This window comes from Exiguobacterium sp. ZOR0005, from assembly GCF_000798975.1.
Classification (GTDB): domain Bacteria; phylum Bacillota; class Bacilli; order Exiguobacteriales; family Exiguobacteriaceae; genus Exiguobacterium; species Exiguobacterium aurantiacum.
On sequence record NZ_JTLB01000012.1, the window covers coordinates 1 to 14,376 of the forward strand.

The 14,376-nt window shown below is 53.6% G+C and carries 10 protein-coding genes; 4 read left to right on the plus strand and 6 right to left on the minus strand.

Translation table 11 applies throughout. The features are described 5' to 3' along the window. The 4 genes from L971_RS03670 to secA2 all read right to left on the minus strand — a co-directional run. Positions 1-980: carbon starvation CstA family protein (locus L971_RS03670; RefSeq protein WP_047374363.1), on the minus strand; the 980-nt coding region annotated here is incomplete at its 3' end. Positions 981-1,155: 175 nt separating this feature from the next. Further along, the gene (locus L971_RS03675; RefSeq protein ID WP_231557556.1) at positions 1,156-3,441 is read right to left on the minus strand and encodes a bifunctional 2',3'-cyclic-nucleotide 2'-phosphodiesterase/3'-nucleotidase; all 2,286 of its coding nucleotides are present in this window, start codon (positions 3,439-3,441) and stop codon (positions 1,156-1,158) included. 426 nt (positions 3,442-3,867) lie between these two features. Then, positions 3,868-4,671, minus strand: a complete 804-nt coding sequence (locus L971_RS03685) for an SLAP domain-containing protein (RefSeq protein ID WP_024370399.1) — start codon at positions 4,669-4,671, stop codon at positions 3,868-3,870. Further along, entirely contained in the window at positions 4,671-7,037 is a 2,367-nt protein-coding gene (gene secA2, locus L971_RS03690; RefSeq protein ID WP_024370400.1) for an accessory Sec system translocase SecA2, read from the minus strand. The genes L971_RS03685 and secA2 overlap by 1 nt, the downstream gene beginning before the upstream one ends. Before the next feature lie 249 nt (positions 7,038-7,286). Between secA2 and L971_RS03695 the strand changes: the two genes are divergently transcribed. After that, on the plus strand, positions 7,287-8,582 hold the full coding sequence (locus L971_RS03695; protein WP_047374366.1) for a DNA polymerase: 1,296 nt from the start codon (positions 7,287-7,289) through the stop codon (positions 8,580-8,582). Then, on the plus strand, positions 8,579-8,908 hold the full coding sequence (locus L971_RS03700) for a YolD-like family protein (RefSeq protein ID WP_047374368.1): 330 nt from the start codon (positions 8,579-8,581) through the stop codon (positions 8,906-8,908). Before L971_RS03695 ends, L971_RS03700 begins: the two co-directional genes overlap by 4 nt. Here L971_RS03700 and L971_RS03705 read toward each other — a convergent pair. Together L971_RS03705 and L971_RS03710 are read right to left on the minus strand one after the other, a co-directional pair. After that, positions 8,905-10,461, minus strand: a complete 1,557-nt coding sequence (locus tag L971_RS03705; RefSeq protein ID WP_047374370.1) for a SulP family inorganic anion transporter — start codon at positions 10,459-10,461, stop codon at positions 8,905-8,907. The two genes, L971_RS03700 and L971_RS03705, sit on opposite strands and share 4 nt — an antisense overlap. A gap of 134 nt (positions 10,462-10,595) precedes the next feature. Next, positions 10,596-12,005 carry an NAD-dependent epimerase/dehydratase family protein gene (locus L971_RS03710; protein WP_029693655.1) on the minus strand — a complete coding sequence of 470 codons (1,410 nt, stop codon included), beginning with the start codon at positions 12,003-12,005 and terminating at the stop codon, positions 10,596-10,598. A gap of 139 nt (positions 12,006-12,144) precedes the next feature. Between L971_RS03710 and L971_RS03715 the strand changes: the two genes are divergently transcribed. Then, complete coding sequence (locus L971_RS03715; RefSeq protein WP_024370405.1) at positions 12,145-12,336, plus strand: hypothetical protein; 192 nt, start codon at positions 12,145-12,147, stop codon at positions 12,334-12,336. Between the two features lie 324 nt (positions 12,337-12,660). After that, the gene (locus L971_RS15130) at positions 12,661-14,346 is read left to right on the plus strand and encodes a GIY-YIG nuclease family protein (RefSeq protein ID WP_197053157.1); all 1,686 of its coding nucleotides are present in this window, start codon (positions 12,661-12,663) and stop codon (positions 14,344-14,346) included. Positions 14,347-14,376: the final 30 nt, after the last annotated feature.

Sequence of the window (14,376 nt, forward strand, 5' to 3'; positions counted from 1 at the left end):
ATGACACCGAGGATCGCGAGCGTGCCGCCGATGCTGCCGAGCATGAGCGTCGCCACTTCTTGCACGACGAGTGCCGGGGTGCCGGCCTGGATCATGCCGAGCAGTTCACCCGGCTCGAAGATGGCCATGGCCGCACCGGCCCACACCATCGCGATGACCGCCTCGACGATCATCATGCCGTAGAAGATCGAGCGCCCGTTGCTCTCTTTCATCGTCGTCCGCGAGATGATCGGCGACTGGGTCGCATGGAATCCGGACAGGGCCCCACATGAGATCGTGAAGAAGAGGAGCGGCCAGATCGGCAGGCCGTCCGGGTGCATGTTCGTCAGTGACATCTCCGGCACCTTGTAGCCTTGCACGAACAGGCTGACCCCGATGCCGACGGCGCTGATCAAGAGGAGCGCGCCGAAGAACGGGTAGATGCGGCCGATGATCTTGTCGACCGGGAGGAGCGTCGCCAAGATGTAGTAGGCGAAGATGGCGAAGATGACGAAGACGAGCGTCGACGCGTCCCCGCCGAACAGGTTGTTGATCATGTTGCTCGGTGACGTGACGAACACCGTCCCGACCAGGAGCAGCAACAGCAAGGCGAACCCGTTGACGATATGGCGGAGCGAGCGGCCGAGGAACTTCTCGGCGAGCTGCGGCAAGTGCGCCCCATTGTTGCGGAGCGAGATCATGCCCGTCAAATAGTCGTGCACGGCCCCGGCGAAGATCGACCCGAAGACGATCCAGAGAAACGCGACCGGGCCGTAGAGCGCCCCCATGATCGGCCCGAAGATCGGTCCGACGCCGGCGATGTTCAACAGCTGGATCATCGAGTTGCGTTTCTTGCCCATCGGCACGTAGTCGATGCCGTCCTGTGACGCGTAGGCGGGCGTCGTCCGCTCCTCCTTGATGCCGAACGTCTTCTCGACGTAGCGGCCGTAAATGCGATACCCGATCAGTAAAATCGCGATGGCGATAAAAAATGTAACCATGTGTATTGTCCCCTTTGTTGCGTATGTAGCCAATCCCCGTTGGCCCTTTAGTTTACATACCGTATGTAACCGATTACATAGATGATTATATAGCACTTCTTCCAATTATGTAAGGGGTTTCATTCACTTTTTTGACACAAAATAAAGCCCTCAAAACTGAGGGCTCGTTCATTGATTAACGAAGGGCTGGGACACCGACATGGCCGGCTCCAACGACTTTCGTTTCTTCTTTCGTTTGACCGTCGAGTTCACTGACGACCGTGAGCGTCTGGCGAAGCTTGAGCGGTTTCACAGACAACGTATACGTGCCGTCCGCTTTCGCTTTCGTTGTCGCGAGCACGCGCTCTCCGTCTTTCAACGTGACGTTCGCGTTCGCCGTCGTGACACCCGTCACAGCTTTCGCACCCGGCTTGATCGTGTCGACCGAGAGGACGAGCTCGACTTTCTCGGCTTCCGTCACCGGATCGAGTGCGATCGTGTACGAGCGGAAGAGACGTCCGGCCGCGTCCGCACGTGTCGCGTCCGTCGCTTCGATGCCTTCGTATAGATCGACGTACTGCTTGCCAGCGTCCGCCGTCTCGAACGTCGCGAGGCGTTTCGCGTCGGCGACGACTTTCCAGTTGTCATCGGCTTTATAATCGACGGCACCACGGCTGGCGATGATGTAGTCCGAAATGACGTTCCGTGTCTCGTATGCCGAACGATAGACGATGCTGTTGCCGCCGTTAAGGCCTGGGAACGAAGATGAACCGGCGCGGTAGTTGTTCGTCGCGACCAAGAACTCTTGATCCATCGTGATCGGCTTACCGTTATATTCGACGTTCTTCACGCGGTTCGCCGAAGCGTTGACGAGTTTGCCGCCGACATCGAATTTCGCTGGACCCGTCACATCGATCTCATACGTCAATCCGTCCAAGATGTCGAAGTTGTAGCTGCGGAACGCGAGGTTCAAGAGCGGTTCCCCATCCGCTTTCACTTCTTTGTAAGCGCCAGCCGACATCTCGAGCCAGTCCATGACGTCTTGCCCGGTCACTTTGACGACTTCGAGCGTGTTCGGATAGACATACAAGTCCGCCACGTTCTTGAGCGCGATTTGACCTTTCGGGATGTTCGTATAGTAGCCCGCATCCGTCAACTCGCGTCCGCCCGCCTTGAACGGCGCACCGGCCGAGAGGAGTGGCAACCCTTTATACGGGGCGAGGTCCGGGTTCGTCTCGAGCTCTTTCTCGACGAACCATTTCTGCGCGTTCGTCACGAACTGCACCGATGAATCGTCACGGACGAGCGCGAAATAGCTTTGGATGTCGTCTTGAATCTCGCCGACCGGACGGTTGATGTACTCGATCGTGGCCCGGTGGTCGTCTTCGATGAGCGCTTGAATCTCGGCATCGACCGGCGTATTCGCCGTGATCGTGTCGAGCTTGGCCGTCGCGTCGAGGACACGCCATGCCCCGTCCACTTTCTCGAGTTCGAAGTCGATGACGCCTAAGTCTTTCCCTTGGTTGTTCGCCATGACGACCGGTTTGCCGTTGATCGTCCCTTTCGCCATGTCGACGTTCGGGAACGAGGCGAACATGCCATTCGCGTCCGGGAAACGGCCGTGCTGGTGACCGGTCATGACCATGTCGAGCCCGTCGATTTTCGTGAGGGCGTAGCCGACGTTCTCTTCATCGTCACGCTGCTCGTCAGCGAGGGCGGCACTTTCACCGATCCCTGAGTGCGCGAGGGCGACGACGACGTCCGCGCCTTGTGCTTTCAACTTGCTGACGGCTTCACGCGCCGACGGGATGATATTCTCCGCCGTCACGTGGCCTTGCAAGTTCCCCGAGTCCCACGACATGATCTTCGGTGGCACGACGCCGAACACACCGACTTTGATCGTATGTGTCTCCCCGTCCGTATCCGTGACCGTCCGCTCGATGATTTGGACCTCTTGTCCGTCAACGTTGAACTTCGACACGATTGGATTTCCCTCTAAATCCTTGACGTTCGAGGTGACGAAACGAAGCTTCCCTTTCGACCCTTCCATCACGTCATACAAAAACTCGAGTCCGAAGTTGAACTCGTGGTTCCCGAGTGTGACCGCATCATAATCCAGTGCCGCCATCGCCTTGTACATCGGGTGCTCGAACGTTCCTGGGTTGTTTTGGTGCACTTCCCGCACGTAATCGCCGAACGGTGTCCCTTGAATCGTATCCCCGTTATCGAACAGGAACGTGTTGTCTGCCCCAGCTTCCGCGCGGTGCTGTTTGATAAGCGTCGCGACTTTCGTCAAGCCGATCGTGTTGTCGACTTTGTCTTGGAAATAGTCGTAGTTCGTGATGTTCGTATGTAGGTCCGTCGTCTCTAGGAAGCGGAGCTTCACGACGTCCTCTGACGCAAGTACGTTCGGTGCGTGCAGCGGTAACGTCGCCGGCAATACGAGTGCCGTCGCAATCGTCCATTTCAAGGCTGTTTTCATGTTTATTTCCCCTTTTTACAAAAAATGGCCTAACCTCCTTCACTATACCACCCGATTGTAAACGTCACCATTATTTTTTGTGAAAATTGACGGATATTTAGACTAAGATGAACGTAAATTATTTGCGAGGAGAGGGATCTCGTTGATTATTGAAATCGATGGCTATTGGGGGAGCGTTTACTTGAGCGGAAACAAGTGCTCCAAACAGAGAATAAGTGAAATGTATCGACAAACGAAAGAAAGGGTGACCGATATACAAGACTTTCCGGACATGTTTTGTCGGCTCCATCGCTTTGATCGGATTTCGTGTTCAAGCGATGGAAACATCGATTTCGTTTTAGACACGGACACAGACCGTATTTATACTCCGTTTGAATAAGTACACGAAAAAGCTCAACCACTCCAATCGGAGAAGTTGAGCTTTTTTCATTGCTTGATTCTGACCGTGAACGGCCCTGTTGCTTCAATCGCTTCAAACGTCGCCCGCACCGGATAGGCATGTTTCCCGCGCACTGCTTCTGTGAGCCGGACGACCGTCAAGGCGACCGGTTCGTCCCCGCTCATGAGTTCGAGCGGCAACTGTTCGACGTTCAAGTCTTGGGCGTAGCCGTTTCGGAGCAACAGCGTCGCCGTCACGTCCGTCTCGTTCGTCTCGACGTGGACGAGCATCATGTTGAACTCGTTCTCGCCGACCGGCGGCGTCGACACGTTCGTCCGGGCAAGTTGCTGCCAAGCGAGTGGTGAAAACGCGGCCCGTTCTGCGTCCGACACCGTCTGGAGCGGGTCGATCGGGTTCATCTGGAAGACGAGACGCATCGAATCGTTCAATTCGAAGTCACCGAACAACTCGTCAGCGAAGAAGTCGAGGTAGACCGGCTTACTCGTCCACGGCTCGAAGTTCGGCAAGTCGACCCGGTTCAGTACTTTCCGTCCGAGCGGCACGTTATTCGCATCGAGCAACAACACCGGTAACTCATCGATCTCGAACGAGCCTGGGAGTGTGTTGCGGAACAAGGCGACGATCGACAACCCTTCCGACAACAGTTCGGCGTTCAACAGCTCGATCGACAATTGGTTCTCGAGCAGGTTCGGGAGGCGTTTCGCATGATAGCGGAACACGTACTCGTCTTCTTTCGGGATGCCCATCTCGTCATCGAACACGAGCGTCAACTGACGCTCCCCTTCGGCTTTGTTCGTCTCAATCTGCTTACGTTTACGAAATCCTAACATCACGCTTCCTCCTCTACCGGCGCCGCGAAGTAGCGGTCGAGCTGGCATACTTCCATCGTCACGTCACGCGCGATGTTCACATACGTCTGTTCGAAGATCTCGAGACCTTCTTTGCCGAATAGACGGCCCGGGTCTTCCTGCGCGTAACTGCGAAGGCCGATCCCTTCTTTCAATCCGCTCATCATCGTCAAGTGATCCGTCCATTTCATGTCGAGGGCACGGAGGAGCGACTCTTTGACGAAGTGGACGACCTCGTCGCCTTCGAGGCGCGTCTCGGCCGTATTAATGATGTCATCCGTGAAGCCTTTGAGCTCGGCTTTCAGTTCGAACGTATCGGCGACCGCGTCCGACCAGACCGGTTCGCGCATCGTCAAGTAACGAAGGTCGGCCTTCAACTCGTCGATCGGCCATTCTTCTGGGACAAGCTCGTCCGTCACATGCATATCGATGCTGTTCTCGATGGCGAGGCGCATCATGCCGAGGACGTTCTTCTTGATCGCGTCCGCGTCCGCGTTGACGGCTTGGTCGCGAATCGTGTAGACGATGTTGCGCTGCTCGTTCAAGACGTCATCGAGCTTGAACAAGTAATCGCGAATCGAGACACCGATTCCTTCAATCGTCGTCTGCGCGTATTCGATGATGTCGGCCGCCTCTTTCGCAGGGACTTCGCCATGCGCATCCGGCTTCAACTTTTTCTCGATGCGCTCAAGTTTTTGAATCGCATACCGTTTGACGATTTCGTCTTCGAGCGAGACGAAGAACTGGGTCGCCCCAGGGTCGCCTTGGCGGCCCGAGCGTCCGCGGAGCTGGTTATCGACACGTTGCGACTCGTGGCGCTCCGTCCCGACGACGAACAAGCCGCCTACTTCTTTCGATTTCGCGTCGAGCATGATGTCCGTCCCACGTCCGGCCATGTTCGTCGCGATCGTCACTTTACCGTACTGTCCGGCTTCAGCGATGATGTCCGCTTCTTGCGTGACGGTCTTCGCGTTCAACACCTCGTGCTTGATGCGTTTTTTCGAAAGGTGCTTGCTGATCGCTTCCGACTGGGCGATCGACGTCGTCCCGATCAACACCGGACGTCCCGTCGCGTGGAGCTCGACGACTTTCTCCGTCACGGCCGCGTATTTCTGGTCGATCGTCATGAAGATGCGATCCGGGTAGTCTTCCCGAAGGCGTGGCCGGTTCGTCGGTACTTGGACGACGTCCATGTTGTACGTCTTCAAGAACTCTTGGCGCGACGTCTGCGCCGTCCCCGTCATACCGCCGATGAGCGGATACATGCGGAAGTAGTGCTGAATCGTGATCTCGGCCGTCGTCTTGTTCTCCTCGGTGATCGTGACGCCTTCTTTCGCCTCGAGCGCCTGATGGAGCCCTTCTGACAAACTGCGTCCTTCCATGATGCGGCCCGTGAACAAGTCAATCAGTTCGATCTTGTCGTCTTTGACGATATAGTCGACATCGAGCTCGAACAAGACGTTCGCCCGGAGCGCCTGCACGAGGTAATGGTACAACACTTGATGCTCGGCGCTGAACAGGTTGTCGATCGCGAACATGTCTTCGATCTTCAAGATGCCCGATTCGGTGAACGCCGACGATTTCGACTCGAGGTCGACCTCGTAGTCGGCTTCGTCAAACTCGGTGACGACCCGCTGCGCGAGCGCCTTCAGGCGGATGTGCGAGCGGTCTTTTTGCGCGATGATGAGCGGTGTCTTCGCCTCGTCGATCAAGATGCTGTCGACTTCATCGATGATGGCGAAATGGAACGGGCGCTGGACGCGCTCTTCTGGCGCCCCGACCAAATGGTCACGCAAGTAGTCGAAACCGAACTCGGTCCCGACGCCGTACGTGATGTCGGCCTGGTACGCCTCCCGTTTCTCGTCCGGTTCGATCTCTGGCACGTTCAAGCCGACCGATAGGCCGAGGAAGTCGTGGATCTGCCCGATCTGCTTCGCGTCACGCGTCGCGAGGTATTCGTTCACGGTGATGACGTGGACGCCTTTTCCTTCGAGCGCCTTGACGTAACTCGGGAGCGCAGCGACGAGCGTCTTCCCTTCCCCTGTCGGCATCTCCGAGATGTTCCCTTCAAGGAGGGCAAAACCACCGATGAGCTGGACGTCATAGTGACGCATGCCTAAGACGCGCACGGCCGCCTCACGGACGAGGGCGAACCCTTCTTCAGCGATGTCGTCGACTTTCGCCCCGTCTTCGATTCGTTGTTTCAATGTATCGGTATACGCCCGCATCTCGTCGTCCGAGAGGGCTTGGATTGTTTTTTCTAAGTCATTGATGCGTGCGACGCGTCGTTCGTACCCTTTCAAGCGCCGGCTTTGATCATTCGTCAATTGTTTTACAAATTGGATCACGTTATAGCCTCCATCTATCTTACATTCGTCAATTGCATACCCGTCTATTATAGCGAAAATGAGACCGTTTCGGAGACTTTTTTACGAAATCTTCCTAAAAGATGGTTTTTGTTTTATTAAATTCATATAAAAATTGGGTAATTTTCAAAAAGTGTTTACAAATTTATTTTCAAATTCATATTTGAGACGGCGTGAGACCGTGTTACGATGATAAAAACAGAACATTTGTTCGTAAAAGGAGTGATGACGATGCGACGTCGGATTTTTTGTATCGACAGCGTCTCCTTCTACGCGAGCTGCGAATGCGCCGCTCGCAACCTAAATCCGTACAAGACGAAGCTCGTCGTGCTGTCAAACCTAGAGGACCACGGCGCGCTCGTCCTCGCCGCGACGCCGCCGATGAAACGGCTCGGCATCAAGACCGGGGCGAGACGGTTCCACATCGACCGCTTGCCGTGGCAGGACCGAAAGCACGTCCTCTACGCCGAGGCACGGATGAGCCACTATTTGAACGTGTCCGTGCAAATCGTCCATATCCTGCACCAGTTCGCACCGCCCGAGGCGATCCGCGTCTACTCGATCGACGAGACGCTCGTCGACTTGTCCGGCACCGAGCGGCTGTTCGGGAACGACGAGCACGTCGCCCGCCTCATCCGTTCGACCGTCTTCCGCTACACCGGCATCCCGGTCACGATCGGCATCGGTCCGAACAACGTCCTCGCCAAGCTCGTCCTCGATTTGCATGGGAAGAAGACCGGTGTCGCCCGCTGCCTCCTCCACGATGTCGAGAAGCTGATCCATCCGGCACCGATCGAGAAGATGTGGGGCGTCGGGACGAAGATGGCCGTTCACTTGCAACGGCTCGGCATTTTCACGATCGGCGACCTCGCCCGCTATCCACTCGAGACGCTTCATGAGAAGTTCGGCGTCATCGGCGCCGAGCTGTGGCATCACGCCTGGGGCATCGACGAGTCACCGACGATCCTGCCCCCGAGTTCGTTGTTCGGGGCGAAGCGGCAACGCCCGCGTACGATCGGGCACGGCATCACGCTCATGAAAGATTACACGACGTACGCCTCGATCCGGCTCGTCTTGCAGGCGATCGCCGTCGAGGTCGGGATGCGCACCCGGCAAGCCGGACTCGTCGGTGGGAGCGTCCATCTCAGCGTGCGCTATACCCGGACGAGCGAACGGCGCGGCTTCAGTAAACAAAAAAAGCTCGACCGCTTCACGGCGGACGAGCAGGACTTCTTGCCGGTCTTATTGGCGCTTTTCCTCGACGGATGGGACGAGACCGAGGCCGTCCGTTACGTCTCAGTCGCCCTCGGCAAGCTCGAGCCACGGAGCGACCATGTCCAACTGTCGTTTTTTGAAGACGAGTGGGCGAAAGCGCGGCGATACGACTTCCTCGACCTCGTCGATCAATTGAACGTCCGTTTCGGCCGCGGGACGATTCGGCCGGCGTCGAGCCTATTGAAAGACAGTCCGCTCCGCACCCGGCAGCGGTTGATCGGTGGACATAAACAAGGAGGCGATGCACGATGAGCAAGACCCGTTACAAAGACCGAGGCGAACTGAAATGGATCCCGTTTCTCATGCCTGAGCACGTGGCGCTCTTGAAGCGCTATTACGCCCAAATCCAAAAGATTGAGCTGCCCGATTTGGATGAGCAGCTCCTCTATCTATGGCAGACCGAGCTCGAACGCGCCATCCGCGAAGGCGATGCCGTCGATGTGACACTGTTCGAGGACGGGGCGACACGGTCGGTGCGCGGCTACGTCCACGCCATCTATTACGCTGAACGGGAAATCGAACTGTTTGATGGCGAAGTGCGCCGCATCCCGTTCGGTCATATCCTGTCGGTCCGTTAAGACGCGTCGATCGCTTCCTGCGTCGTCTCGAACGTGTCGACGTGGTCGAGGACGCCGTAATGGGTAAGCGTCTGCCGCACGGGTGCCGACAAGTGGGCGAAGACGACACGACGGTCGGCCGCTTTCAGTTCCCTGACGACGCGGCGAACCTCTTCGACGGCCGTCACATCGATGACCGGGCAGCGGTGGAAGTTAAAGATGAACACGTCCGGCTCGTCATGGATATGATGCAGGACGTGCTCGAACATCTCGATCGCCCCGAAGAAGAGCGGGCCTTCGACGCTGAAGACGACTTGGCCGTCGCGCGTCGCGTACCGTTCCGTCTGTTCACGGACATCGATCGTGTCGGCCATCCGTTTCGCGAACAAGGCGAGTGCACAGATGACCCCGACCTCGACCGCGACGACGAGGTCGACGAACACGGTCAGACCGAGCGTGACGAGCAAGACGAGTGACTCGGCCGAGCGATGCCGGAGCATCTCAAAGACGTGGTGCCGCTCCGACATGTTCCACGCGACGCGCATCAAGATCGGCGCGAGCGCGGCGAGCGGGACGTAACTCGCGAGTGGCGCCAACACGAGCACGGCGAGGAGCACCGTCAATCCGTGAATGACACCGGAGCGGCGGCTGACGGCCCCGGCTTGAATGTTCGTCGCCGTCCGGGCGATGGCGCCGGTTGCCGGGATGCCGCCGAAGAACGGGACGACGACGTTGGCGAGCCCTTGCCCGAACAGTTCCTTGTCCGGGTTCATCTTCGTGCCGGCCATCCCGTCCGCGACCGCTCCCGACAACAGCGACTCGAGCGCTCCGAGGAAGGCGATGGCGAACGCCGACGGTAAGAGCGTCGAAATCAAATCGAAGTCGATCGCGAGCCAGTTAAAGTCAGGCAGTCCGCTCGGGATGCCGCCATAGGCGCTGCCGATTGTCGCGACTTCGCCCGGGATGACGAGACTGACGAACGTCGGCACGAGCATCGCCATCAACAGAAGTGGCAACTTTACGGGCAGTTTCGGCACGAGCCAAAGCGTCAAGAAACCAATGGCGGCAATGAAGACGGGCCATAGACTCGCTTCCGGTAACGACGTCACGAGCTGAAGTAAGTTCTCATGGAAGTGTGGCGCCTTCTGAAACGTGATGCCGAACAGTTCATCGAGCTGGTCGACGAAGATGACGACGGCGATCCCGGCCGTGAATCCGATCGTGACGGCGCGCGGCATGAAGCGGATGAGACGGCCGACGCGGAGCACACTCATGAGGAACAATAGGACCCCCGCGAGGAACGTCGTCACGAGAAGGCCTTCGTAGCCGTGCGCGAGCATGACGCCCGAGACGATCGGGATGAAAGCGCCGGTCGGTCCGGCGATTTGGAACGTCGAGCCCCCGAACAGGCTGACGAGGATGCCGGCGATGATGGCCGTGTATAGACCGTACACCGGTCCGACGCCCGAAGCGATCGCGAACGCCATCGCGAGCGGGACGGCGACGACCCCGACAGTGATCCCAGCCGAGATGTCTTTTTGCCATCTTTGGCGTGGTGTCATGAAGTTGTCCATTCTTGCATTCCTTCTTTCCATTAGGTCGAAAACGAGTTCAGTTTACGCCTGTATCCCCTCGTTGTAAACGACTCTGGCGAAACGTTAACATAATCGACAAAACAAAAAGACGCATCGCGGTGGATGCGTCTTCGTTAATTCGTCGGCGCCTCGACGACTTGGTCGCCCTCGTCCGCGTCTTCCCCAAGCAGACGGACGTGACGGCCAAACAGCCACATGACGACGAGGTGGGCTTTCGCCTGCGTCTTCGTATAAAACCACCAAGGCAGCGCCGGCACGAACTCATGGATGGCGACGAGTCCTTCGTCCGATTCCGGAAGCCGTCTGAACTCGAGTCGTCCGGTCTTTCCTTCCTCGGTCAACTTCGTGAACAGTCCGCCGTCAATCTCGAATGAGGCCATGTCATCCGTCGCCTCGTCTTCAAGCGACAGATGGAGTGCGATGAGGGAGGGACGGAGGAGCGCAATTTCCCAATCGTCCTCTTCTTTCGTCGTCTGGATGAGCGGATACGCGACTCGTCCGAGCCACTCGAAGTATTCATCGGCCATCCAGGACGCTGATTTGTCCTCCGGCAGACCGAAGCGCTGAATCGAGCGGACGGTGTACTGTTTCGGTTGCTTTTTCTTCTTCTTGCCCGACTCTTGTTTCGCTTCTTCTTCGAGCGCATGCTCGACCGCTTCTTTGAACGAAATCTCCCCTTGTTTGACGCCAGTCGTGTCTTTCGCGACCATGGCGTGGTCCATACTCTCGACGAGCGGATAGACGGTGTCTTTCGGCTCACCCGTGACAGCCATGACCCAAAGACGGGACAGCTTGATCGTCGGGAACGGGAAGTCAATCATAACTCGGCGTTTGCCCATGACCTCAGCCGTATCTTCAATCATCTTCCGATACGTCATCACTTCCGGACCGCCAATATCGATATGGTGGTCGTACAGCGCCTCGGCCCCGACGACCGAGATGAGCGCCTGGACGGCTTCACGCAAGTCGATCGGATGCGTCTCCGTCTTCGTCCAGTTCGGGAGGATCATGACCGGCAACCGTTTGACGAGTTTCGCGAGAATCGGGAACGACGAGCCTTCCGGACCGATGATGAGTCCGGCCCGAATCGTCGTCACCGGAACGCCTTGACCGCCGAGAATCCGTTCAACTTCGAGTCGGCTCTTCAAGTGACGGGACAACGTCTTCGACTCTTTCGGGATGATCCCGCTCAAGTAGACGATCTGTTCGATGTCGTTCGCTTTCGTCGCCCGGGCGAAGTTGTCGGCGATGAGCGCGTCCATGTCTTCGAACGTCGCCTGCGTCAGCCCGCCGTCCGGAATCATCGAGTGGACGAGGAACATGGCGTAGTCCGCTCCTTCGCACGCCTCGCGCGTCTGTTCATACGAGAACAAATCGCACGACCGCCACGTGATGTGGTCCTCGTCTTCTTTGTTTTTCGTCGAACGGGACAAGGCGATGATGTCATATTCTTCTTTTAAATGGTCCATCACGTTCGAGCCGATATAGCCGCTCGCCCCCGCGATGACGATCGTTTTCCGCATAGTGGTCACTCTCCCCTTGGTTTTCACATAAAGGTACTGTACCCGTCTTAGACTGAGATTAAATCAGTCCCGCGCCCTACAGTATGCACTGGAAAATATATGTAAACTTGATTTAACTACAAGCGGAGGAGGAATGGCTATGGGATTTTGGTATTTCTTGATGCTGTTGATTGGTGGAGTGCTCGTGATTCGCGGTCTATTTAAAAAGAATACGAACGGACTGATACGGTTCAGCACACTTATGATTGGTGGTCTGTTAATCGCACTCGGTCTGTTCATGTTCCAAGACGGAAGTGATGCGATTGTCGCGGACTTGTTCAACTTGTGGTGAAGATTGCTGAAATAATTTCACTTTGGATTAAATTAAAATGAAAACGAGTCGAGCCTTGTCGGAAGGTTCGACTCGTTCTATGTTTTCAGTACCCAGTTAGCTTCAAATCCATTTTGTATCGCATAGTCATACAGGTGACTCAGTTTCGTCTCTTTATACGTGCTCATCTGCTCGACCACTCGCAATTCTTGATTGCGTTCTGTGAGCGCGTAAAGGTAATCTATAAAAAACATATTTTACAATTTTAACTAAATATAATGTTTTATTATAAGTTAATGAGTAAAATGAATTTATAAAATAATTTAAAGAAAGAAGTTGATATTTATGGGTCAAGAAAAACCTGAAAAAATGAAAGCGAAAATACCTTGGTATTTTAGTTGGTGGCTAATACTCTTGTTAATTCTAACTGGGGTTGTAACGGTTGGCATAACTTCAATGGTAGGCATCGTATTATGGTTTGGTCGTTATTACTATATCAAGTCTGAAAAACTAAAATCACATATCTCCGAAGTTACAAACTTACAACAAGAAATTACTTCCCTAAAATCTGAACTAGATGAACTAGGCATTAAGCATAACCAGATTCAAGTAAACATCTCAAATTCCCAAGAAATTTTCGAGGAGAATAAAACACAGTACATAAATCAAATCCGTGCTGAATATGAATCGGAAGGAAAACGAATTATTGACGAAATCATATCAGACAATCAAAAGAAAATAGCTGAGCTTCAAAAGTTCGCAGAAGAACGTGATGCTTTAGCAACTGAAAATGAAAAGTTACGTAAAAACATTAAATCTCAAAGTACAAAACTTTCAAAATTGAAAACTGAGTTTAATGGTATTCGCAATTTGATTGATCTATTCCCTCGATTATTCAACGAAGAAAATCTTCCAAATGAGTTAGAACTTTTATTAGCAAATTACGATGAAGAAAGCATTATGAAAAGCTTGGTAGAGCTAGATTACCATGCAATGAATTCAAAAGAATTACGTAAACAAATTAATAAAATCAAAAAAGAAATTGCAGCATTGTTAGATAAATATAAAGATCGCTACAAAACAAAAGCGAATCAAGCAATCTATCAGCTAATGGTGATAGGTTTACAAGCCGAATTGCAAAATATTCTTTACACTCTTTCATACGCTAAACATGAGGAAGCTATCGATAATGCAAAATCTTTAATTCGAAAATATTTAGCTATTTCAACAAACGGCAATGCTTCAATCTCACCAACTATTTCTAAATTTTTAGCGGAACTTGAACCATTGTTCATTGAAGCAGTAGAAGTTGAGTATCAATATTACATTAAACGTGAACAAGAAAAAGAAGAACAACGTTTGATACGAGAGCAAATGCGTCAAGAAGTTGCGGAACGTAAAGAATTAGAAGTACAAAAGAAAAAATTAGAAGCAGAAGAGGCGAAATTCGAGGTAGAGATACAGCGTACGAATGAGCTTCTACTTAATGAAACTAACCCAGATCTAATTGCTCAATTACAGTCACGTATTACAGAACTTGAGCAACAACAAAGCAACATTGAAGAGCAAAAAGAGGAAATTTTAAAACGAGCTAATGGTAAAGCTGGTTATGTTTACGCTATCTCAAATTTAGGTTCCTTCGGTAAGCAAGTATTTAAGGTTGGAATGACAAGACGTATGAACCCACAAGATCGAGTCGATGAACTTGGAGACGCATCTGTACCATTTAAATTTGATGTACATGCAATGATTTTCTCAGATAATGCAGTGGGGTTAGAATATCAACTTCATCAAGAATTAACCGCTAAGCGATTAAATAAAGTGAATTTACGTAAAGAGTTTTTCGTAACAACTGTTGAAGAATTACAAACTTTAGTTGAAACAATCGACCCAACCGCTGAGTTCAAGACATCGATGGTAGCGCATGAATACTTTAGAAGTATCGAAATGGATGAAGAAGGAATTGTGCCTACTTCAAGCTTGTCCTTTGAAAGTGATGAAGTCGAAGTGAATGAAACTATTCTAAATTAAATACTCTAAATAACAAGCAAAACCGAACCC

What these genes read in the sequence shown, in the direction of transcription:
- L971_RS03675 (WP_231557556.1), bottom strand. Translation starts at nt 3,441, where the DNA reads ATGAAAACAGCCTTGAAATGGACGATTGCGACGGCACTCGTATTGCCG.
- L971_RS03685 (WP_024370399.1), bottom strand. Translation starts at nt 4,671, where the DNA reads ATGTTAGGATTTCGTAAACGTAAGCAGATTGAGACGAACAAAGCCGAA.
- L971_RS03695 (WP_047374366.1), top strand. Translation starts at nt 7,287, where the DNA reads ATGCGACGTCGGATTTTTTGTATCGACAGCGTCTCCTTCTACGCGAGC.
- L971_RS03700 (WP_047374368.1), top strand. Translation starts at nt 8,579, where the DNA reads ATGAGCAAGACCCGTTACAAAGACCGAGGCGAACTGAAATGGATCCCG.
- L971_RS03705 (WP_047374370.1), bottom strand. Translation starts at nt 10,461, where the DNA reads ATGGACAACTTCATGACACCACGCCAAAGATGGCAAAAAGACATCTCG.
- L971_RS03710 (WP_029693655.1), bottom strand. Translation starts at nt 12,005, where the DNA reads ATGCGGAAAACGATCGTCATCGCGGGGGCGAGCGGCTATATCGGCTCG.
- L971_RS03715 (WP_024370405.1), top strand. Translation starts at nt 12,145, where the DNA reads ATGGGATTTTGGTATTTCTTGATGCTGTTGATTGGTGGAGTGCTCGTG.
- L971_RS15130 (WP_197053157.1), top strand. Translation starts at nt 12,661, where the DNA reads ATGGGTCAAGAAAAACCTGAAAAAATGAAAGCGAAAATACCTTGGTAT.